The organism is Delftia tsuruhatensis NBRC 16741 (assembly GCF_001571325.1).
GTDB lineage: Bacteria > Pseudomonadota > Gammaproteobacteria > Burkholderiales > Burkholderiaceae_C > Comamonas > Comamonas tsuruhatensis.
On sequence record NZ_BCTO01000090.1, the window covers coordinates 1 to 17,230 of the forward strand.

At 56.5% G+C, this 17,230-nt stretch carries 15 protein-coding genes, 3 pseudogenes and 1 riboswitch; of the genes and pseudogenes, 7 read left to right on the top strand and 11 right to left on the bottom strand.

Features of this window, described 5'->3' with window-relative positions:
- On the top strand, positions 1-270 hold a 270-nt coding region (locus DTS01S_RS30990; protein WP_169804711.1), incomplete at its 5' end, for a hypothetical protein.
- Between the two features lie 53 nt (positions 271-323).
- Here DTS01S_RS30990 and DTS01S_RS31365 read toward each other — a convergent pair.
- From DTS01S_RS31365 to DTS01S_RS31540, 7 genes and pseudogenes are all read right to left on the bottom strand, one after another.
- On the bottom strand, positions 324-647 hold the full coding sequence (locus DTS01S_RS31365) for an aldehyde dehydrogenase family protein (protein ID WP_061289888.1): 324 nt from the start codon (positions 645-647) through the stop codon (positions 324-326).
- A 411-nt stretch (positions 648-1,058) separates the two neighbouring features.
- The gene (locus tag DTS01S_RS28225) at positions 1,059-1,433 is read right to left on the bottom strand and encodes a hypothetical protein (protein ID WP_061289891.1); all 375 of its coding nucleotides are present in this window, start codon (positions 1,431-1,433) and stop codon (positions 1,059-1,061) included.
- Positions 1,434-1,499: 66 nt separating this feature from the next.
- Positions 1,500-4,631 (bottom strand): efflux RND transporter permease subunit, encoded by a 3,132-nt coding sequence (locus DTS01S_RS28230; protein WP_061289893.1) that lies wholly within the window; start codon positions 4,629-4,631, stop codon positions 1,500-1,502.
- 17 nt (positions 4,632-4,648) lie between these two features.
- The gene (locus DTS01S_RS28235; protein WP_061289895.1) at positions 4,649-5,758 is read right to left on the bottom strand and encodes an efflux RND transporter periplasmic adaptor subunit; all 1,110 of its coding nucleotides are present in this window, start codon (positions 5,756-5,758) and stop codon (positions 4,649-4,651) included.
- Positions 5,755-6,339 (bottom strand): hypothetical protein, encoded by a 585-nt coding sequence (locus DTS01S_RS28240; protein WP_061289899.1) that lies wholly within the window; start codon positions 6,337-6,339, stop codon positions 5,755-5,757. Before DTS01S_RS28240 ends, DTS01S_RS28235 begins: the two co-directional genes overlap by 4 nt.
- Positions 6,336-6,914 (bottom strand): TolC family protein, encoded by a 579-nt coding sequence (locus DTS01S_RS31370; RefSeq protein WP_254788064.1) that lies wholly within the window; start codon positions 6,912-6,914, stop codon positions 6,336-6,338. The genes DTS01S_RS28240 and DTS01S_RS31370 overlap by 4 nt, the downstream gene beginning before the upstream one ends.
- 12 nt (positions 6,915-6,926) lie before the next feature.
- Positions 6,927-7,487: pseudogene (locus tag DTS01S_RS31540) on the bottom strand (TolC family protein); the annotation flags it as partial.
- Between the two features lie 638 nt (positions 7,488-8,125).
- Here DTS01S_RS31540 and DTS01S_RS28255 point away from each other — a divergent pair.
- From DTS01S_RS28255 to DTS01S_RS31375, 4 genes and pseudogenes are all read left to right on the top strand, one after another.
- Positions 8,126-9,178, top strand: coding sequence for a DMT family transporter (locus DTS01S_RS28255; protein WP_061289906.1), 1,053 nt, complete (start codon positions 8,126-8,128; stop codon positions 9,176-9,178).
- Positions 9,179-9,389: 211 nt separating this feature from the next.
- Positions 9,390-9,456, top strand: a riboswitch (Fluoride riboswitch).
- Between the two features lie 77 nt (positions 9,457-9,533).
- A pseudogene (locus DTS01S_RS28260) lies at positions 9,534-10,828 on the top strand (voltage-gated chloride channel family protein).
- Entirely contained in the window at positions 10,825-11,238 is a 414-nt protein-coding gene (locus tag DTS01S_RS28265) for a DUF190 domain-containing protein (RefSeq protein ID WP_061289908.1), read from the top strand. The pseudogene DTS01S_RS28260 and the gene DTS01S_RS28265 overlap by 4 nt, the downstream one beginning before the upstream one ends.
- A 206-nt stretch (positions 11,239-11,444) precedes the next feature.
- A pseudogene (locus DTS01S_RS31375) lies at positions 11,445-11,653 on the top strand (chromate transporter); the annotation flags it as partial.
- 204 nt (positions 11,654-11,857) lie between these two features.
- Here the strand turns inward: DTS01S_RS31375 and DTS01S_RS28270 are convergent.
- Both DTS01S_RS28270 and DTS01S_RS28275 read right to left on the bottom strand, forming a co-directional pair.
- Positions 11,858-12,481 carry a winged helix-turn-helix domain-containing protein gene (locus tag DTS01S_RS28270; RefSeq protein ID WP_254788063.1) on the bottom strand — a complete coding sequence of 208 codons (624 nt, stop codon included), beginning with the start codon at positions 12,479-12,481 and terminating at the stop codon, positions 11,858-11,860.
- A gap of 122 nt (positions 12,482-12,603) precedes the next feature.
- Complete coding sequence (locus DTS01S_RS28275) at positions 12,604-14,169, bottom strand: SEL1-like repeat protein (protein WP_254788062.1); 1,566 nt, start codon at positions 14,167-14,169, stop codon at positions 12,604-12,606.
- A gap of 295 nt (positions 14,170-14,464) precedes the next feature.
- Between DTS01S_RS28275 and DTS01S_RS28280 the strand changes: the two genes are divergently transcribed.
- Complete coding sequence (locus DTS01S_RS28280) at positions 14,465-15,511, top strand: porin (protein WP_061289917.1); 1,047 nt, start codon at positions 14,465-14,467, stop codon at positions 15,509-15,511.
- 133 nt (positions 15,512-15,644) lie between these two features.
- On the top strand, positions 15,645-15,971 hold the full coding sequence (locus DTS01S_RS28285; RefSeq protein WP_061289920.1) for a CzcE family metal-binding protein: 327 nt from the start codon (positions 15,645-15,647) through the stop codon (positions 15,969-15,971).
- Between the two features lie 44 nt (positions 15,972-16,015).
- Here the strand turns inward: DTS01S_RS28285 and DTS01S_RS28290 are convergent, their stop codons facing one another.
- Together DTS01S_RS28290 and DTS01S_RS28295 are read right to left on the bottom strand one after the other, a co-directional pair.
- Positions 16,016-16,429 carry a diacylglycerol kinase gene (locus DTS01S_RS28290; protein WP_061289923.1) on the bottom strand — a complete coding sequence of 138 codons (414 nt, stop codon included), beginning with the start codon at positions 16,427-16,429 and terminating at the stop codon, positions 16,016-16,018.
- Complete coding sequence (locus tag DTS01S_RS28295) at positions 16,404-17,165, bottom strand: phosphatase PAP2 family protein (RefSeq protein ID WP_061289925.1); 762 nt, start codon at positions 17,163-17,165, stop codon at positions 16,404-16,406. Before DTS01S_RS28295 ends, DTS01S_RS28290 begins: the two co-directional genes overlap by 26 nt.
- Positions 17,166-17,230 lie beyond the last annotated feature (65 nt).

A 17,230-nucleotide genomic window follows, 5' to 3' on the forward strand; every position in this document is an offset into this window, starting at 1 on the left:
ACCGGCAGCAGCCCAGTCTTTGAGTCTCTCAAACTAGGCGGCGTCATCCTGCTGGAGAAGCATCCGCAGATCATTCGGCAGCAGATTGCCGGCCGAGATGGCCTGGACCAATCGGTTGGTGCGCTGCAGGCGGCAATGGACTCCGAGCGGTTGCGCGCCGAAGTGGTCTGCAAAGAACTCGGGTTGCCCCTGAATATTCTGCGGGCCCCAACTGAGCAGGCGTTTGCCCAGGCTGCTCAGGACTACTTTTCGAAGAGCTCAGTGCGCTGATTCGACCACCCGTTTAGATGTTCAGTCCCACAGTGAGATGGTGCGGCTGAAGTCTAAAGCGCCTTGGACCTTTCTCCCAGGCGTTGTGCCCACGTGCGCTGTAGAGTGCGGGCTACTTCGGTGGAACCGGTCAACATCGCGGCCTGGACGCGGGCATCGGTCAACATGTGAGCGCCGACAGTGGCGCCCTCGCCGCGCAGCAGCTGTATTGCGGCGGCGGGAATGCCGCCTTGGCGCAACAGTTGCGCGACCTGCGTCGCGGTCAAGGGCATCTGTTTGATGCACAGCACCGGCCCCGGCGGCCGGTGCGCGGCCGGGTCAAAACCTGAGCGCGGCTGAGCCGCGTAAAAGCGCAGGAAGTCGATGGCCTCGCGCACTTGGGTCCCACCAATAACGTGGGTCTTGCCGGCGTTGTCAGCAGGGTCAGCAGTTGCGCTTGTGGGGCCTGCAACAGATCGGCCGTGTGTTCGAGCGCCTTCGCCCGGTGCGCGGCGGGCGTGGCGCCCCAGGTGATAGAGAACTCGACAGTGGACCGCCGCGCACCTTCGACCTCGGCTTGCGTGGCTTGGCGTACCAAGGCCCACGACATCACCGTGGTTGGCTGGGTTGCGTACGGCTTGTGGCGCAACGCCTCCGCCCGGGTGCGGATGGGCCAGCATCGGCTGCGCAGTCCAGGGTTGGCGGGGACTCTGGGGCCACAAGCAGAGGCTCGTAGTTGGCCCTGCCCACAAAGGCGCTGCAGTGTGCTCACCCCAGCTTCCCAGCCAAGGGGAGCACGATCGCGCTGCTTACTTGGCTTTGAATCGGACCGTGATGGCTTTGCCTTCAGCCGTGGTCACGGTCGCAACGACGCGAGCGCCAGACACCAACTTCGTCGTAGCCTCGAGCTTGTTGCCCCCGACCGGTTTGAGTTCGACCTCGCTCTTCTCGGTGCCATTCAGAATGGTCAGCTTGCCACTCATTTTGCTGGCGTCTGCAGGGGCATCGTGGTCCACGATGTACAGCGCAGCCTTATCGCCTTCGCTCGCAAGCTCAAACGACAGGTCGCTAGCGGTCTGAACCACGCCTCCATGTTGGGCCTTGCTAGGGCCATGGGCGGAAGCATTGAAGGCCAACGCAGACAAGCCGAGCATGACCGCCAGGGCAGTTTTACGATTCATCATTTACATCTCCAAGTTTCAAGTTGACCGCAAGTTGAGGCTGCGGTGTCGCCTATCTGAGTGCACACGTCAGTACGCGTGTTGAACGTCGTGAGATTCTTCCGGTTGGTCGGCGATGAGACGCTCTGTCGCCTTGCGACCGAACCGCAGGTACATCAGCGGTGTCATCAATGTGTCGAGTAGCGTTGAACTCACCAAACCGCCGAAGATGACGACAGCCACTGGGTGCAGAATTTCCTTGCCGGGTGCGTCGGCAGACAGCAGCAAAGGAGTCAGAGCAAACGCGGCAACTAGCGCAGTCATCAGGACTGGAGTCAATCGCTCCAGTGAGCCGCGTGCCACCATGGCCTGGCCAAACGTCTCCCCCTCGAACTTGCAGAGGTTGATGTAGTGGCTGACCTTGAGGATGCCGTTGCGCGTCGCGATGCCGGCCAGCGTGATGAAGCCCACCATTGAGGCAACAGAGAGGCTGATGTCTCCAATCCACATGGCGACCACACTGCCTATCAAGGCGAGAGGGATGTTGGCCATGATGATGGCCGCCAGCGTGACAGACTTGTACCGGGAGTACAGGACCAGGAACACCAGCAACAGGGACAGCACGGATAGGCTGGCAATCAGTTGCGCAGCCTGCTCCTGAGCTTGGAACTGTCCCTCAAGACTGATGAACGCGCTAGCCGGCAGCGTCACCTCACCAATCACGCTCCGGATACTGCTCACGATGGTGCTCATATCGGTGCCATCCGTGTTCGCGTAGACAACGATGCGGCGCCTCCCGTTCTCCCTGCCAATCTGGTTTGGGCCATCGTTCTGCTCGACCGTCGCGATGGAAGACACAGGGATACGTCCCGACGGAGTATCGATAAGGGTACGCTCCAGGTCCTGGGGCGTTCGAGCCCCATCTGGCAGACGCAGAACCAACTCGTACCGCTTCACGCCATCGACAATTTGCGCGCCGTGTGCTCCATCTGTCAGGGCTTTGAGGATACGGACGGCTTCCCCGGGAGAGATGCCTGCCTGCGCTGCCTTGCGCTGGTCGATGCGCACCGTAATTTGGGGAATAAGCACCTGTTTCTCAACAGACAAGTCCACCACGCCAGGAATGGTCGACATCCCCAGGCGTAGTTGCTCCGCTAAACCACGTAGGGTGTCAGTGTCGTCACCGAAAACTTTGACTGCAATCTGCGCGCGAACGCCCGACAAGAGATGGTCCAACCGGTGTGAGATGGGCTGGCCAACGGCAAATTGCGCGGGCAAGACGGAAAGCTTGCCACGGATGTCAGCCATGATGGCTTCCCGGTCCCGCTGACTGCGGCGAAGGTCGACATCGATTTCCGCAGAGTGCACACCCTCCGCATGCTCGTCCAGCTCCGCACGTCCGGTACGACGCCCCACCTGCGTTACCTCTGGAACCTCCTTGATGAGTGTTTCAGCCAGTGAGCCCATCCGGTTGGCCTCTGCCAGTGATGTCCCGGGGTTGAAGACCATTCCGAGAACCAGGGAGCCTTCGTTGAAAGCCGGCAGAAACGCCCTCGGGAAGAATGGCACGCTCGCTGCTGCACCGGCAACAGCCAAAGCGGCCACGCAAAGCAGTATCTTGGTGCGCGGAAAGGACCAGCTCAGCAGCGCCTCATCCCAGCGCTTCAAACGCGTGACCAATGGGCTGTCACCATGGTCAATACGGCGCATCTTTGGCAGCAGGTAGGAGCTCATCACCGGCGTGACGGTCATGGACACCAGCATCGATGCCAGGATGGAGACGATGTAGGCAATGCCCAGCGGTGTGAAGAGCCGCCCTTCGATGCCGGGAAGAGCGAACAGAGGAACGAACACCAGACACACGATGATGGTGGCGTAAACGATGCCTGAGCGCACTTCGATACTGGCGTGGCGTACCACCTCCATGGTCGACAGTGGCCTGGATAACTGGCGGTTCTGCTTCAGCCGTCGCAGGATGTTTTCCACGTCCACGACAGCATCGTCGACCAGCTCTCCAATGGCGATGGCCAGGCCTCCCAACGTCATCACATTGATGGACTGTCCGAGCAGCTTGAAGACTACCGCCGTCACCGCCAGCGAGAGCGGGATGGCGACGAGGGAGATAAGTGTGGTCCGCGCTGATAGCAGGAACGCAAAGAGCACGATGGCTACCATGATGGCGCCATCACGGAGCGCTTCACTGACGTTCCCCACGGACGCCTTGATGAAATCCGCCTGCTTGAACAACACACGCGGCTCTTGCAGGCCAGCTGGGCGGCCTTGTTTGAGCTCTTCCAAAGCCGACTCGATGGCTTGCGTCAGAACGACTGTGTCGCCCGCAGGTTGCTTTTGCACACTGACGACCACAGCAGGTGCGCCGTTGTAGCCGCCGTCACCACGTTTCATACCAGCGGCAAAGGAGACCTGTGCAACCTGCTCCAAGAGAATGGCGCGACCGTTTCTCCATGCAACAGCAATGCCCTGCAAGTCTTCAACACGGTTCGTTCGTCCTACATGCCGAATGAGGAACTCACGACTGTTCAGGTCGATAAAGCCGCCCCCCGCATTGGACGAGAACCCGCGCAAGGCGTCTTCGACCTCCGTGAGCGACACTCCAAACTGCGCCATCCTTGCGGTGTCGGGCTCGACCCGAAGCTGACGTACATCGCCCCCGATGGGGATCACCTGTGAGATGCCAGGAATCGACAACAGCCGTGGTCGCAGCACAAAGTCGGCGTACTCCCGTGCTTCCATCGGCGTGGCCGTTCCTCCCTCAGTGCCCTGCAGCGGAAGCGCGAGCAGCATGATTTCGCCCATGATGGATGAGACTGGCCCCATCATCGGAATGACGTCGGCAGGGAGTCGCTCGCGAGAGAGTGAAAGTCTCTCCGATACCAACTGTCGGTTGCGGTATACGTCGGTGCCCCAGTCGAACTCTGCGTAGACGATGGACAGGCCCACTCCGGACATGGAGCGAACCCGTGTCACGCCGGGCATCCCGTTGAGCGCCGTCTCCAACGGAAAAGTGACGAGTTGCTCCACTTCTTCAGGGGCCATGCCGCCGGCCTCAGTGAGGACGGTGACAAGCGGCTTATTGAGGTCCGGGAACACATCCACCGGCGTGCGCCAAGCGGTAATGGCTCCATAGACCAGCAAAATGGCCGCAAAGACCAGTACGAACAGCCGGTTGTGGAGGCTGTTTCTAACGACCCAGTTGAACATGAGTGTGTCTCCTGGGCTCAGCGGATTTGTGCAATCAGCGGTGCACCCTGGACCACGACCCGGTTGTCGCTGCCCAGACCTTGCGTGACCACCACGCGCTGGGCATCCAAGGGGCGAAACTGCACTGGCTGCGGTATGTACCGCTCGGCTCCGGACTTAATCCAAACGACGGGCTCATTCGCAGCGTTCCGGGTGACAGCTTGCGCCGGCAGGACATAGCCCTTGGTCGTGTCTTTGCGGGCGGCCAGCACTGTGACCGGCTGACCCACAGCCACGGCAAGCGCCTGCTTGGAGATCAATCGGAACGTGAGTGGCAACACGCCATCGCGCAAGGCGCGCGCGGCTCCAATGAGTTGGAGCTCGGCATCTGGAATGCCTGACAAGGAGGCGGAGGACAGCTTGTCCGCCAGCGCTGCATCGGCTGTCGATGCCTCCACCAGTACACGGCCCGGGTCAACAATCTCATACACCACATCGCGTGGCTCAATGAACTGTCCTGCCACGGCATCCGCGCGGGAGATCACTCCGGTTATCGGAGCCACCAACTTCTCCCGTGTGCTCAGGCTGGCCCCCACTGCGGATGACCGAGCTTCCAGACCTGAGAGTTCCGCTCGAGCTGCTTCAATGTCTTTGCGAGGTACAGACCCTTCGAGGCCTTCAAGCCGTTTGACTCGTTGGCGAGCCAACTCCAGGCTGCTGCGGAGCTCTGCCAAGGCTGCATGCTGGTTCGCCAGTGCGATGGGGTCTGGCTGGTGCGCGACAACGGCGAGGACATCTCCTTTGCGTACCGCTTGCCCCGCGACAGGCAGCCCTCTGGGACCTGCCTCAATGCGGCCGCCCAGCGCCGTCTGCACTCGACCACCTGCATTGGGGTCCATGACAATGCGAGCAGGCAGTTGCACCGTCACGCCGGCATCCTGCTCGGTGATGAACGTGGTCCGAATCGCCAATCGTCGTTGGGCGAGCATCGGTACGTTGACGCTACCGTCAGGCAATCGGCCCAGGCTATTGGACGTTGTGGGGACGGAGGGGCCGTCAAGATGCTCGCCATTGGGGCCATGCGCACCAGGAGCGGCGTGAACGGAGGCGCACAGTGCGACCATGAGAGCTGAAAGGAAGTACTTCATTGGGAAACTCCAGCCTTCTTGGCGGTAGCTTTCCGACGCATGACTGCCCAGCCAATCAAGAACAAAAGTGCCAGGCCTGCAACGATGGCAGCCTTGACGGCGTTTGACATGTGGTGACCGTGGCCGTGTTCGGCACTTTCTGACTGAACAACCAGCGTTCCGTCGAGCAGGTCTGCCTCATTGCCTGCCGTGACCATGATGACCATCGCGTGCTCACCAGGTGCGGCAAGCGCTTTGAGGAAGGCCTCGTCAGCGACTGCATAGTCCCCTTGGTCTGCATGGAATGGCGCGGTGGCCTTGAGGTTGCCCAGCTCCAGTTCCACCTGCGCATTCAGCACGGGCTCGTTGGTCTCATACCGATTGATGAACATAGAGAATTCGCTACCGCTGAGACGTCCAACCATTTCGAACGACTCGGAGCGTGTCTCCAGGCGCGGATCGCTGCTGCCCTGGACCTGCGTAGCGGGCCCGTCAAGGTGCTCGCCATTGGGACCATGGGCACCAGGGGCCGCGAGACTGACATCGGCGAGTGCAAAAAGGGCCGCAGCAACGTACCCCATGCAGTGTTTTTTGAGATTCATGGGGTAACTCCTAGCGCTTGCAATACCTTGGCACGGGCAAGACCAACCGCCGCCTCCTGGCGCTTGGCTGCTGCGGCAGCGTCCTGCGCTGCGGACAGGGCCCTCAGCGTCTCAGGCAGCGCGCCTTCACCAGCCGCGAATGCCCGCTCCATCAGTTGGGCCCGCTCAGACAACAGGGCCGCCCGATTGCGGTCGTCTTTCAGTTGTCGTTGTGCGTTGGCCTCGGTCAACCTTGCCGTTGTCAGTGCAGCCTGTTGCCGGTCCTTGAACTGGCGCTCGGCCGCCTCAGCGACATTGAGCTCTGACATTGCTGCTTCGACCAATGGCGCGTTGCGTTTGGATGCTCCGAGGGGAATGCGCACGGCCAGTCCAAGCGAATGGCTGCTGGCCTCGGCGCGGCCGGAGGTGTCTTGACGAACTCGGGCAATGAGCTCCGGTGATGCCGTCGACGACGCAGACACTGCCTTCAGGCGGCGTTGCGCCGCTTCGACATGCAACCGGGCGAAGCGCAAGGCTGGATGCTCTTCCGGACCGATGACATCAGGCTCAAGCGTCGGTTCCAGTATTGCGGTCAAGCCTGTTAGCACTGACCACTCCTGGGTTGCAGCCTGGAGTTGCTGCTCTGCGGCCAGAACAGCAGCTTGAGCTCCTAGCATCTCTGCTCGCGCCGCCAAGCCATCGGCCCGGGCCAACTCTCCTGCGTCGACTCTTCTCCCAACGTCCGCACTGAGGGACCGCAAGGCTGACTGCCGTGCCTTGGATACCTCTAGCTCGGCTCGCTGGATTGCTATGCTCCATGCAGCCTCGCGTACGGCGCCTGCCGTACGCAATCGGCCCGCTGCTATGGATGCTTCTGCGGCATCTCGGTCTGCCTGCGCTGCGTCCAGACGGGCGCCGCGCTGTCCAGGCCTCCACAACGGAAGCGCTATGCCGAGTTCGGTCTCCTTCGCTCCGCGGTTCGATTGCAGCCGGTCGTCTCGGTGGCCAATCTCAAGTGTGGGAGCGGCTGACCAGAAGGACCTGGCGACCTCCAGCTCAGCACCTGCACGACGGACCTGGCCAGATGACTCCTGCGAGTCGATGGTGCGCTGCCAAGCCGCATCAACAGCTTGCGACAACGTCACATATTGGGCGTTGGCAAAGGGCATGCCAGCGCCCAGGCCGATGGCGATGCCAAAGGCCAATAAAACGGATTTCAAGGTACACCTCGTGACTTAAAGCAGTGACGAGCACGCGTTCAAACGCGCACGCCACGGGCTCGGCAAGCCATCAGGCATGCCGACCAATAAGTTCAGAGGAGGAGACGGGGAGGTCTTCGCAATCGGTGCGGAGACGGGCTGGGGAACGCAGCGTCGTGCAGCGTCAGCACCTGCCCAGCATCTGCAGGAGGAAGACTGAGAGACATGGAGGGCAGCAGGGCCGAGAGGCTCAACACTGCGTCCAGAGCGACGTGCTGGCTGGCGTCGTCCGAATCAGCTTCGTGGAAGGACCCATCATCGTGATGATGGTGTCCTGCCTCAGACCAGTGCATGAGCGTGTGCTCGAAATCCTCTCCATAGACAGCCGAGCCTGCCATGGCAAGACTTTGCCAGAGCATCCCGAAGAGCACTGCTACGAGGATGAGTGATTTACGCACGGGGAGGGAGTCTACCTGTTCGTGTGCAAAAAGCTGTATGCCAATGACTCGCTAGGGCCATTTTGGCAAACGGGGTATGCCGAACATCGGGCAGGCTCTTAGGTGGGGGGACCCTTAGGATTGAGAGCAATCAGCTCCAAAGTTCATCCCATGTCCGTCCGCTCAGCATCTCCTGCCCTGGCTGCAGCCCTCCTTTTCGGTGCCAGCACACCTTTCGCTAAGCTCCTCGTTGGAGATGTACCGCCATTGTTGTTGGCGGGACTGCTATACCTCGGAAGCGGCATCGGTCTTGGTGCATTGCTCGTCATCCGGCAGCTTTGGGACAGGCCCGACCAGGCGCCAGCGGTTGGTGTCTCGAAGAAAGACATCCCATGGCTTCTTGGCGCAGTACTGTTCGGCGGGATGCTGGGCCCGGCGCTTCTGATGTGGGGCCTTACCGAGACATCGGGTGCGACGGCATCTTTGCTTCTTAATGTCGAAGGGGTGCTTACCGCCGTGATTGCATGGGTCGTTTTCAAGGAAAACGCTGACCGGCACATCGTGCTCGGCATGGTCGCCATCGTCGTGGGTGGAGTGCTCCTTTCCTGGCAACCCGGTGGCGCTTCACTTTCGCCCCATGCGTTGCTCGTCGTGGCTGCTTGCCTTTGCTGGGGCATCGACAACAACCTCACGCGCCAAGTGTCTTCGAATGATGCAATGGTCATTGCGTGCTGCAAAGGTCTGTTGGCCGGAGTCAGCAACACTGCGTTGGCTGTCTACATGGGAGCTCAGCAACCGGAGCCCGCAGCTGTCATATCAAGCATGGCTGTGGGGTTCCTGGGCTATGGACTCAGCTTGACTCTCTTCGTTGTCGGGCTCCGAACCCTTGGCACCGCTCGTACCGGCGCGTACTTCTCCGTCGCACCGCTGTTCGGTGTGGCACTGTCGTTCGCCATTTGGCAAGAAGCGCCCTCCACGCTGTTCTGGGCGGCGGCAGTGTTCATGGGCATCGGCGTTTGGCTTCACCTGCGAGAGCGTCATGAGCATGAGCACACGCATGAGCCGATCGTGCATACGCACAGCCACCGACATGATGAGCACCATCAACATGGCCATGGCGCTGAATGGGGCGGCAAAGAGCCTCATGTCCATGCTCATACGCACGAGGTGCTGACTCACAGGCATCCGCACTACCCGGACATTCATCATCGGCATGTGCATTGAGCAAGCCTGCTCGACGTTGCGCAAGATTCTCGCATCGTGATTGCAGCCTCCTGTCTTGCAGGGGTAGACGGTGTCACGCTCTAGCGCTGGAGATGCTCAATGGAGTTTCCAGCGCGCTCAAACGGTTGCTTTAGCCGCAAGCCGATGCTATGCCCGCGCTGGCCATCTCGCGGCGCGTACTGCACGGCGCATCCATGCTTTTTCCTATAATGCAGCGCAAAGAGATGGCGTGCCTCTAAAACCGCCGCACTAGTGCGGCTGATGACGCCTACAGAACCTGGCTTGTTCAGGGCTGTAGGCGCTCGCGCATGCAACTCGTCGTTGGTCAGGCCGATTAATTCGAGCTACCTGACCAATGCGCAAATTTCCCCATTTCGAACAGCTTGAACTGCTTCCCTATCTGCGCAAGTGGTTCATCTTCGCCACCCTCGTGGCGGCCCTGGCCGGCACCGCTTCCGCGTTCTTCTTGCTCTCCCTGGACCTGGCGACGGCCTGGCGTGAGGCCCATCCCTGGATCATCTGGCTGCTGCCCTTCGCGGGCATGGCAGTGGGCCTCGTTTACTTCCTGTTAGGCAAGCGGGTGGACGGCGGCAACAACCTGTTGATCGAAGAGATTCACGACCCCAAGCAGGTGGTGCCGTTACGCATGGTGCCGCTGGTACTGGGCGGCACCGTCATATCCCATCTGTTCGGCGCATCAGTCGGGCGCGAGGGCACCGCCGTGCAGATGGGCGGCGCTCTGGCCGACCAGCTGACGCATGTTTTCCGGCTCCACCAAGACGATCGCCGCGTGCTGCTGATGAGCGGAATCAGCGCCGGCTTCGCTTCGGTCTTCGGCACGCCGCTGGCCGGGGCAGTCTTCGGTCTGGAGGTGCTGGCCATCGGCCGTATGCGCTACGACGCGCTGTTTCCCTGCATCGTGGCAGCCTTCGTAGCCGATCAGGTCTGCTCCGCCTGGGGAGTCCACCACACCCACTACGCCATGAGCGCCGTGAACAATATCGATGCTTGGAGTGTGGTCGCCGTCATCATCGCCGGTATTCTCTTTGGCCTGGTCGGAATGCTCTTTGCCACCGCCGTGCACAAGATCGGCGCGCTGGTCAAACATCTGATCGCATACCCGCCACTGCGGCCTTTCTTCGGCGGCCTCGTCATCGCCACGGCGGTTTGGGCGCTCGACGCCTACCGCTACATCGGCCTGGGTATTCCGGATATCGCTCGCTCCTTCCAAGAGCCCATGCTGCCATGGGACTTCTTGGGCAAGCTGGTGTTCACGGTCGCCTCGCTGGGGAGGGCTTCAAGGGCGGCGAGGTGACACCGCTGTTCTACATCGGTGCGACCATGGGCAACGTCCTGGCGCCTTTGCTGCATATGCCGTTCGCGCTCATGGCCGCCATCGGCTTTGTTGCAGTATTCGCGGGGGCGGCGAACACGCCCATCGCTACGACCTTGATGGCGATGGAGCTGTTCGGCGCTGGCATCGGACCACTGGCGGCTATCGGTTGCATCACCGCCTACCTGTTCTCCGGGCACGCAGGCATCTACCACGCCCAGCGCATTGGCCACAGCAAGCCCCACAGGCGCAGCCTGGCCGGGGCCGAAGTTCCACGCCGCGATGTGGAGGCAGCCAAGACCAAGGATCCAGCATGATGAGCGCCAAACCGGCCGCGCTGGCAGCTCTGCGTCTGTACTTCCCGGGCGCTAGCTCGGCCAAGGCCACGCGCTTCTGGCACCGCCTGAGCGCGCCTGCGCTGGCTCATCACCTGCTGGTTGCAGCAAAGAACGCGCACATCCGACAGGCCATGCTGCATCGGGTCAGCTCGGGCTACCTGCCGGGCGAACGTCTCTCGCACAGCCATGCCGAAGTGCTCGACATGCGACATCCTCAATGCCTGGAACTGCTGGACTCCGAGCAGCGCTTGCGCGCCTTTATGCATGAGCACGCAGGCGAGCTGAACAAGGTGCACGCGGTCTTGCTTCTGGCCGAGCTTCCGCTTGGGCCGTTCCGGTTCCCGGGGGAGGCGCGCCGGGGTACCAAGCCGCCGCCGGATGAACAATGACGGCGAGGTGAGCGGCAATTGTTCGTTGTGAACCTGTTGTTGGTGCGCAGATTCTGAGCGGCTGCAGCGGCTCGCATGCAGACCTTCAGGAGCCCATGGCGGCCGCAACGCCGCGGCGCATCAGCCCAGAGCCCCGTGCTTTCGCCGATCGCTCACTCCTCCCCCCGTCGGGAGGGGGTACAAACTAAAGTGCAGGGGCGCGCCGAGTGCTCAGAGCCATTACGCATGTGCGCTTTCGGGTGAAGATTGGCTTCATCAGCGTTGGAGGTCCTGCTGGCCAGATTTCCTCATGCAGGAGGAACTGGTGGGCTGTCGCCGCTGGATTTCCACGAAGCGATTCCTGCATGCGCTGAACTACTGCATGTTGCTGGCCGGTCCGGACGCGCACCAGCTGGAGATCTACATCGGTTGGCTGTAGCACCGAACCTGGGGCGTAATTTTGGCGGGCGCGCATTGGAGACATCGATTCTCTACAGTCGCGAAATAAGAGCTGAGCTAGTTCTGTTGGCGAGGTTTGATTTAAGTGAATGTGTGGGATCTGCGTCGATTGGATTGGCCCAACTCTCTGCGAGGCAGCGCAGTTACACCCAATATACGAAACGGCGCACCACTTTTTCGTTCAAGGCGCTTGTGTCTCTGAATCTAGAGTGGATGATTCCGGCTCCAATTCTTCGGCGGCAGGGACTTCTAAAATATATCCCACGCCCCTTCGAGTATGGAGTAGCTTCAATTCATGATTGTCGTCTAGCTTCTTTCGTAGTCTGCGAACTGCGACATCAACCATATTTTTCGTAAATTCGCCTTCTTTCTTCCAAACATGTACTGCGAGATATTCTCGGGATAAAACCTGTCCTGATCGACGCATGAATTCCAGTAGCAACGAAAACTCACCTTTGGTTAGGTCAAGTCTCTTGCCACCACGTTCTGCTCTTTGTTTCGACAGATCAAGTACGAGATCTTCTAAATTATAAAACTCTCTGTTTCTCAAGTCGCGCAGCAAGCCGGCTTTGATTCTTTCAACGATTTTTATGATCTCTTCGTTGTTTTTTATACGTGACATTGAGAATGTCCTTTTATCTCTTAAGAATAGCTGGTGGCCAGTGTTGTGCGTGATTTTTGTGATGGCCGAAACTGGGAGATATTTATCAGGGCCTTGCCTGAAAAATAGCTCTATCTTCTCCAAATACGACTGTTTCTCATAAACCAGTATGATGGCAATATTATTGCTTATGGCGAAACTCATGCCTGAGTCATAGTCGATAAATTCTTCTATTATGAGCTCGAAATTATGTAAAGTCTCTCTGAGATATTGTGGAAAGTCTTCATAAGGTCTAATTAAAATTATTCGCATTTATGCATTTGTATTTAGAAAGATTCTTTTAGGATTTCTTTTTGCACCTTTGCCCATTTAGCCCCCACTCTGGTGCTTTCTCTTTCTTGGGAAGACGCTGAAGAAAAGAAAATTTTCTCCTGTACATGCAACTTCTGAAGCAATCTCCTCAGTTGCAGCGATCTCGCTCTAAGCGATCCTTCAAATATCGTGCTCTCCAACGAGTTAGATGTAAAAAGAGCTGATGCGATATCAAGGCAGTTCATCGCGTAAGTGCTAATTGCCGGGATAACTCTTGGCTCAGATAGCTTTCCCTTCGCAACTAGCGGGTTCTTTTCTAAAACCAAACCCCATGGCCGAATGGTGGTTGTAATATTCATGGACAGGGCTTCAAGTTTTGTTAGCCCAAAGGCTCTTGCCAGTCGCAGCCGCATCGCCAGCATGGGAGTAACGCTTTGGATTTCCAATATTGCTGCTTCAGCATCTTCTTCTAAGCCAGAAACAGGAAGTACGAAGGAGCAAAGTAAAGTCTTGGCAAGTGAATCCCCTTTGTTGGCGGAGGAATGAAGCAACTTCATTCCGGCTGCCATTGAATCTATATCCAGCGATTCTCTGAGAATAATTATTCCAAGGCAGCGTTCTGCTTCTGCAATTCCATGTTTTGCCGCCTTTTCAAGGCAAAATTTTGCCATTGTTGGATTGGCTACAGAGCTGCGGTAATCGGAGCAAATTCTAAATAGATGCAGCCAAGCAATAGACATGCCAGCATCGCCGCATCGCAAGAGGAGTGCAACGGATTTCCTGAGATTTTGTGAGCGCACAAGTCGGTCCGCTGGTAAATGACCGCATGGATAGCCGGCTAGTGATCTTCCTAGAATGTGGCAGGCATTTAGATCGCCAATTGCAGAGCACCGTTCTAAGCTCTGCTCGATCATATTCTTTGATAGACAACCCAAATCACGCCTAAATTTCTCTGCATACACAACGATGTCGCATATCAGCTGATGAAGCACTAGGTCAAGCGAAACAGGTCGGCAGTTCATTGAGAGCATAGATATCATCTGGATGCTCTTGTCGAAGCGATTTTCATCTAGTGCGGATCGAGCCTCGCTTTCGATGACATAAGAGACATCTTTTGGAGTAATAACACGTAGTGCATGTAAGGCTTCTAATATCTTTGAAGCAGGTGGCACTTCACTATCACTAGCATTGCTCTCAATAAGTCTGGTCTGACATCGACGTAACCACGAAATTCCCATATCTGTCTCGCAACGAAGAATGTGCCAGGCCGACAACTTTAATCTAGCAATCTCATCCATTTCAGCAGCTTGCCTAAGAGCGAAAGCCAAGTCCTCGCTGATGAGCTCTCGGAGCGATAGATGTTTTGCTAAGCAGGAAGCTACCCTTTTTTCGGCTTTTGGGATCGCCAATCTAAGATAAGAAATCCCGATAGAGGTATTCTTTGCTATCCCAGGTGAGCCTGTTAAATATGCTTCACCAAGCTTTAAACATGCCTCGATATCTCCAGTCTTCGCAAGCTGCCTGAGTTGTAAATCCTCTCTCCGCATCACATCTCCCCGAATCACTATAAGTTGAGTCAAAAAATCCGAATCCTAATTTTTTAAAGACACTAACAAATTAGTGATGGCAACTTCCACTCAAAAAAATGACATATTTGCAATTTTCGTGAAACGCTATGCCCCGGGGCTATCGGAAATCAGATCTGCGACTTGAAATGTTGGAAAGAGGGTTCATGAACGATGAAAATTCGCAATTTTGGCTTGCGCAAACATGCTCATTCCTTTTCACTGAGCGATATTTTTTTGTGTGACGTTTAGGATTCCGTTTGATGGCCAAAGCAGGCATCAACCTCCCCCTTTCTTAAGGAAACTGATCATGAACCTCAAACATATAGTTGCGTTGTCGTTGGCAGGTGTTGCTGCCGGTGCAAGTGCTCAATCATCCGTCACCCTGTTTGGTATCGTTGACGTAAACACGCGTTACGTGAACAACAGCAACCTTCCAAGCAACCTGACGATGAATAACAGCGGTCTGGCGTCCGGCCGCTTCGGTTTTCGCGGCGTAGAAGATCTTGGCGGAGGCCTGAAAGCGGGTTTCTGGCTTGAGTCTGACGTTAATGCCGATACCGGCACCTTCAGCTCGACGGGAAAATTCTTCCAGCGTCGCTCGACGATCAGCCTGATGGGCAATTTTGGTGAAGTTCGCCTGGGTCGTGATTTCTCGCCTGCTTCCATTAATGCAACCAAGTTCGATCCCTTCAATGTGATCGGCCTGGCCGGCTCCAACGTCACCAGCCGCTTGCCTGGCACAATCGCGTCGTACTATCGTTACGACAATGCCATTCAGTATTTCTCTCCGAAGTTCGCGGGTTTCCAAGCGGAAGCAATGTACGCTATGGACGAAGATCCGCTGACCCGCGTTGGCCGACACATGGCTGGGCGGTTGGCCTATGACAACGGTCCTCTGAGCGTCTCGCTTTCGTACGGTGCAACCGATGTCACGACTTCCGGAGCCAAGCTCAAGCAATATGGTGCAGCAGCGTCGTATAACTTCGGTGTAGCGACTCTGATGGGTTATTTCCAGCGTGATGATCTGCCCTTTGGAACTTATGGCTCTCGTACCGCGGGTTCAGAAGATCGCTGGCAAGTTGGTGTGACGGTGCCTGTAGGCAAGGACTACATCCGAGCATCTTATGTGCGCACCGATTCGCGCAAGGGCCCCGTTGGTTACAACCAGAGCGATGCTAACAAGTACGCAATCGGCTACGTCCACAACATGTCCACCCGTACGGCTGTCTACGGCACTATCGCCCGTATCACGAACAAGGGTGGTGCGAACTTCAGCTTGGTCGGCGGGGCGTCTGGTCTGGCTGGAGGCGGTAGTTCTACTGGCGCAGAAGTCGGTATTCGTCATTCCTTCTAAAAAGCCAGGTTTGCAGTCTGCAATGTGACAGGAAAGTAACTGTCCAGCTTGCAAATTTAAATATTGGCTCGGTTACAGTGAATGCCATGGAGTTAGTGCTCCATGGCATTTTTTTATAGGAAAGGAGTCTCCAATGAAGTCCACTCTGTCGCTTGCCGCTGTTGCCATGATGCTCGTTACGAGCCAAGCATGGGCGGATACTTTCCCTACCGGAAAGTCTTACTACGGCTCTGAGGTTCAGTCTCCGAATTTTCGAACGATAGACCTTTCTCAGAAAAAACCAATAAACATAAATTGTGGAGAAATTATTAAGTTTTCGAGCAACGGAAAAACGTTCATCTGGAAGGCTGATTCAATTTACCATTCTGAAGTACCGATCGCAAAATTTGCTCCCAAGGGTTTTGATGCCCAAGGCAGGTCAATGTTTGTTGCCCCCAATGAATATGAGTATGGTGGGTAATTTGTCTGCCATCTAAAGAAAAGCCCACCTTAGGTGGGCTTTTTTTAATTGAAAATTCGGATGTTGTTGTATATGGCAGCTGTCCATAGTGCCAAGCATAGCAGTATGCCCATCAGCACTGCCGCACTACCTAGGTCTTTTGCTCTTCTAGAGAGTTCGTGCTCTTCGGAGCCTACCCTGTCTATTGCAGATTCGATGGCAGAATTGAGAACTTCTATTAACATCAAGAGCCAGATGCTTGCGATAAGTAGAAACTTCTCCAGCCAACCGTTTCCAATCAACAATGCCAAAGGTGCGGATATGAGAAATATCTTGCACTCTAGCCTGAATGCCTTTTCATGCCAAGCATCTAGGATGCCTCGCCAGGAGTAACGCGTTGCGTGAATTAGTCGGTTTAGTCCTTTTCGGCTCTTCTGCTGATTGACGAAAATATTAGGTTTGGTGGAGTTGTTTTTCACAATAGTGGCTGCGGGGGTGATATCCAAATTTTGAGAAGAAGGCGTACATCAGTGCTGATATGTACCAGCAGATTGCTAAAGACCAGAGGTCATGGGATGCAAAATGAGCGCCTCGAAACTGCTGCGTCAGGCCAAAGATCAATCCGGACAATATTCCAATGGCGAGGCCCAGCCATCGGTACGATGGTTTAACCATTAGGAAGAAAAAATAGAGGCTAATCCATGCATATCCAGCACTAGCATGCCCGGCAGGAAAGCATTTTCCTCGCCCGAGGCCTGGAGGCCTGGTCTCAAATAACCCTACAAATGGGCGATCCCCTCCGTAGTCCACCAGGCTCCAAGGGCAGTCCATGTTGGTTAGTGACTTTAAGGAGTTTATTGCTACCACACTCGCTATTATGGTAAGTAGCAAATAGCACAGTGGCGTTCTCCACAGCCGAATGTATGGCGGGCATTTAAGAAAAGAAAGACTGTAGAGGCAGAAAACTGTTATTGCTGCGAGGATGCTTGCAATTTTTCCGCCTCGATGAAGTATTGTTGACGCGAACCAGTTATCGACCATCTGCCATTCATGGCCTTGCATCCTGTATATAGATTCAGCAAGCCATTGATCACCTCCTCCTGCCATGAGTACATATGACATGGCAATTATTGGGAGGAACGGTGTAAAGAGATGGGTGATATGAAACTGGTATCGATTGAAATCTATATAATTTCCCAATTTTTCTTGAAACATATTTTCTATTCTGAGGCCGCTCTGCAGGGTCGATGCACCAATTAAAACTGGCCCGTATCGAAGGG

What these genes read in the sequence shown, in the direction of transcription:
- DTS01S_RS28235 (WP_061289895.1), bottom strand. Translation starts at nt 5,758, where the DNA reads ATGAAGTACTTCCTTTCAGCTCTCATGGTCGCACTGTGCGCCTCCGTT.
- DTS01S_RS28265 (WP_061289908.1), top strand. Translation starts at nt 10,825, where the DNA reads ATGATGAGCGCCAAACCGGCCGCGCTGGCAGCTCTGCGTCTGTACTTC.
- DTS01S_RS28255 (WP_061289906.1), top strand. Translation starts at nt 8,126, where the DNA reads ATGTCCGTCCGCTCAGCATCTCCTGCCCTGGCTGCAGCCCTCCTTTTC.
- DTS01S_RS28280 (WP_061289917.1), top strand. Translation starts at nt 14,465, where the DNA reads ATGAACCTCAAACATATAGTTGCGTTGTCGTTGGCAGGTGTTGCTGCC.
- DTS01S_RS28225 (WP_061289891.1), bottom strand. Translation starts at nt 1,433, where the DNA reads ATGATGAATCGTAAAACTGCCCTGGCGGTCATGCTCGGCTTGTCTGCG.
- DTS01S_RS28270 (WP_254788063.1), bottom strand. Translation starts at nt 12,481, where the DNA reads ATGAGTTTCGCCATAAGCAATAATATTGCCATCATACTGGTTTATGAG.
- DTS01S_RS28240 (WP_061289899.1), bottom strand. Translation starts at nt 6,339, where the DNA reads ATGAATCTCAAAAAACACTGCATGGGGTACGTTGCTGCGGCCCTTTTT.
- DTS01S_RS28295 (WP_061289925.1), bottom strand. Translation starts at nt 17,165, where the DNA reads ATGTTTCAAGAAAAATTGGGAAATTATATAGATTTCAATCGATACCAG.
- DTS01S_RS28230 (WP_061289893.1), bottom strand. Translation starts at nt 4,631, where the DNA reads ATGTTCAACTGGGTCGTTAGAAACAGCCTCCACAACCGGCTGTTCGTA.
- DTS01S_RS28285 (WP_061289920.1), top strand. Translation starts at nt 15,645, where the DNA reads ATGAAGTCCACTCTGTCGCTTGCCGCTGTTGCCATGATGCTCGTTACG.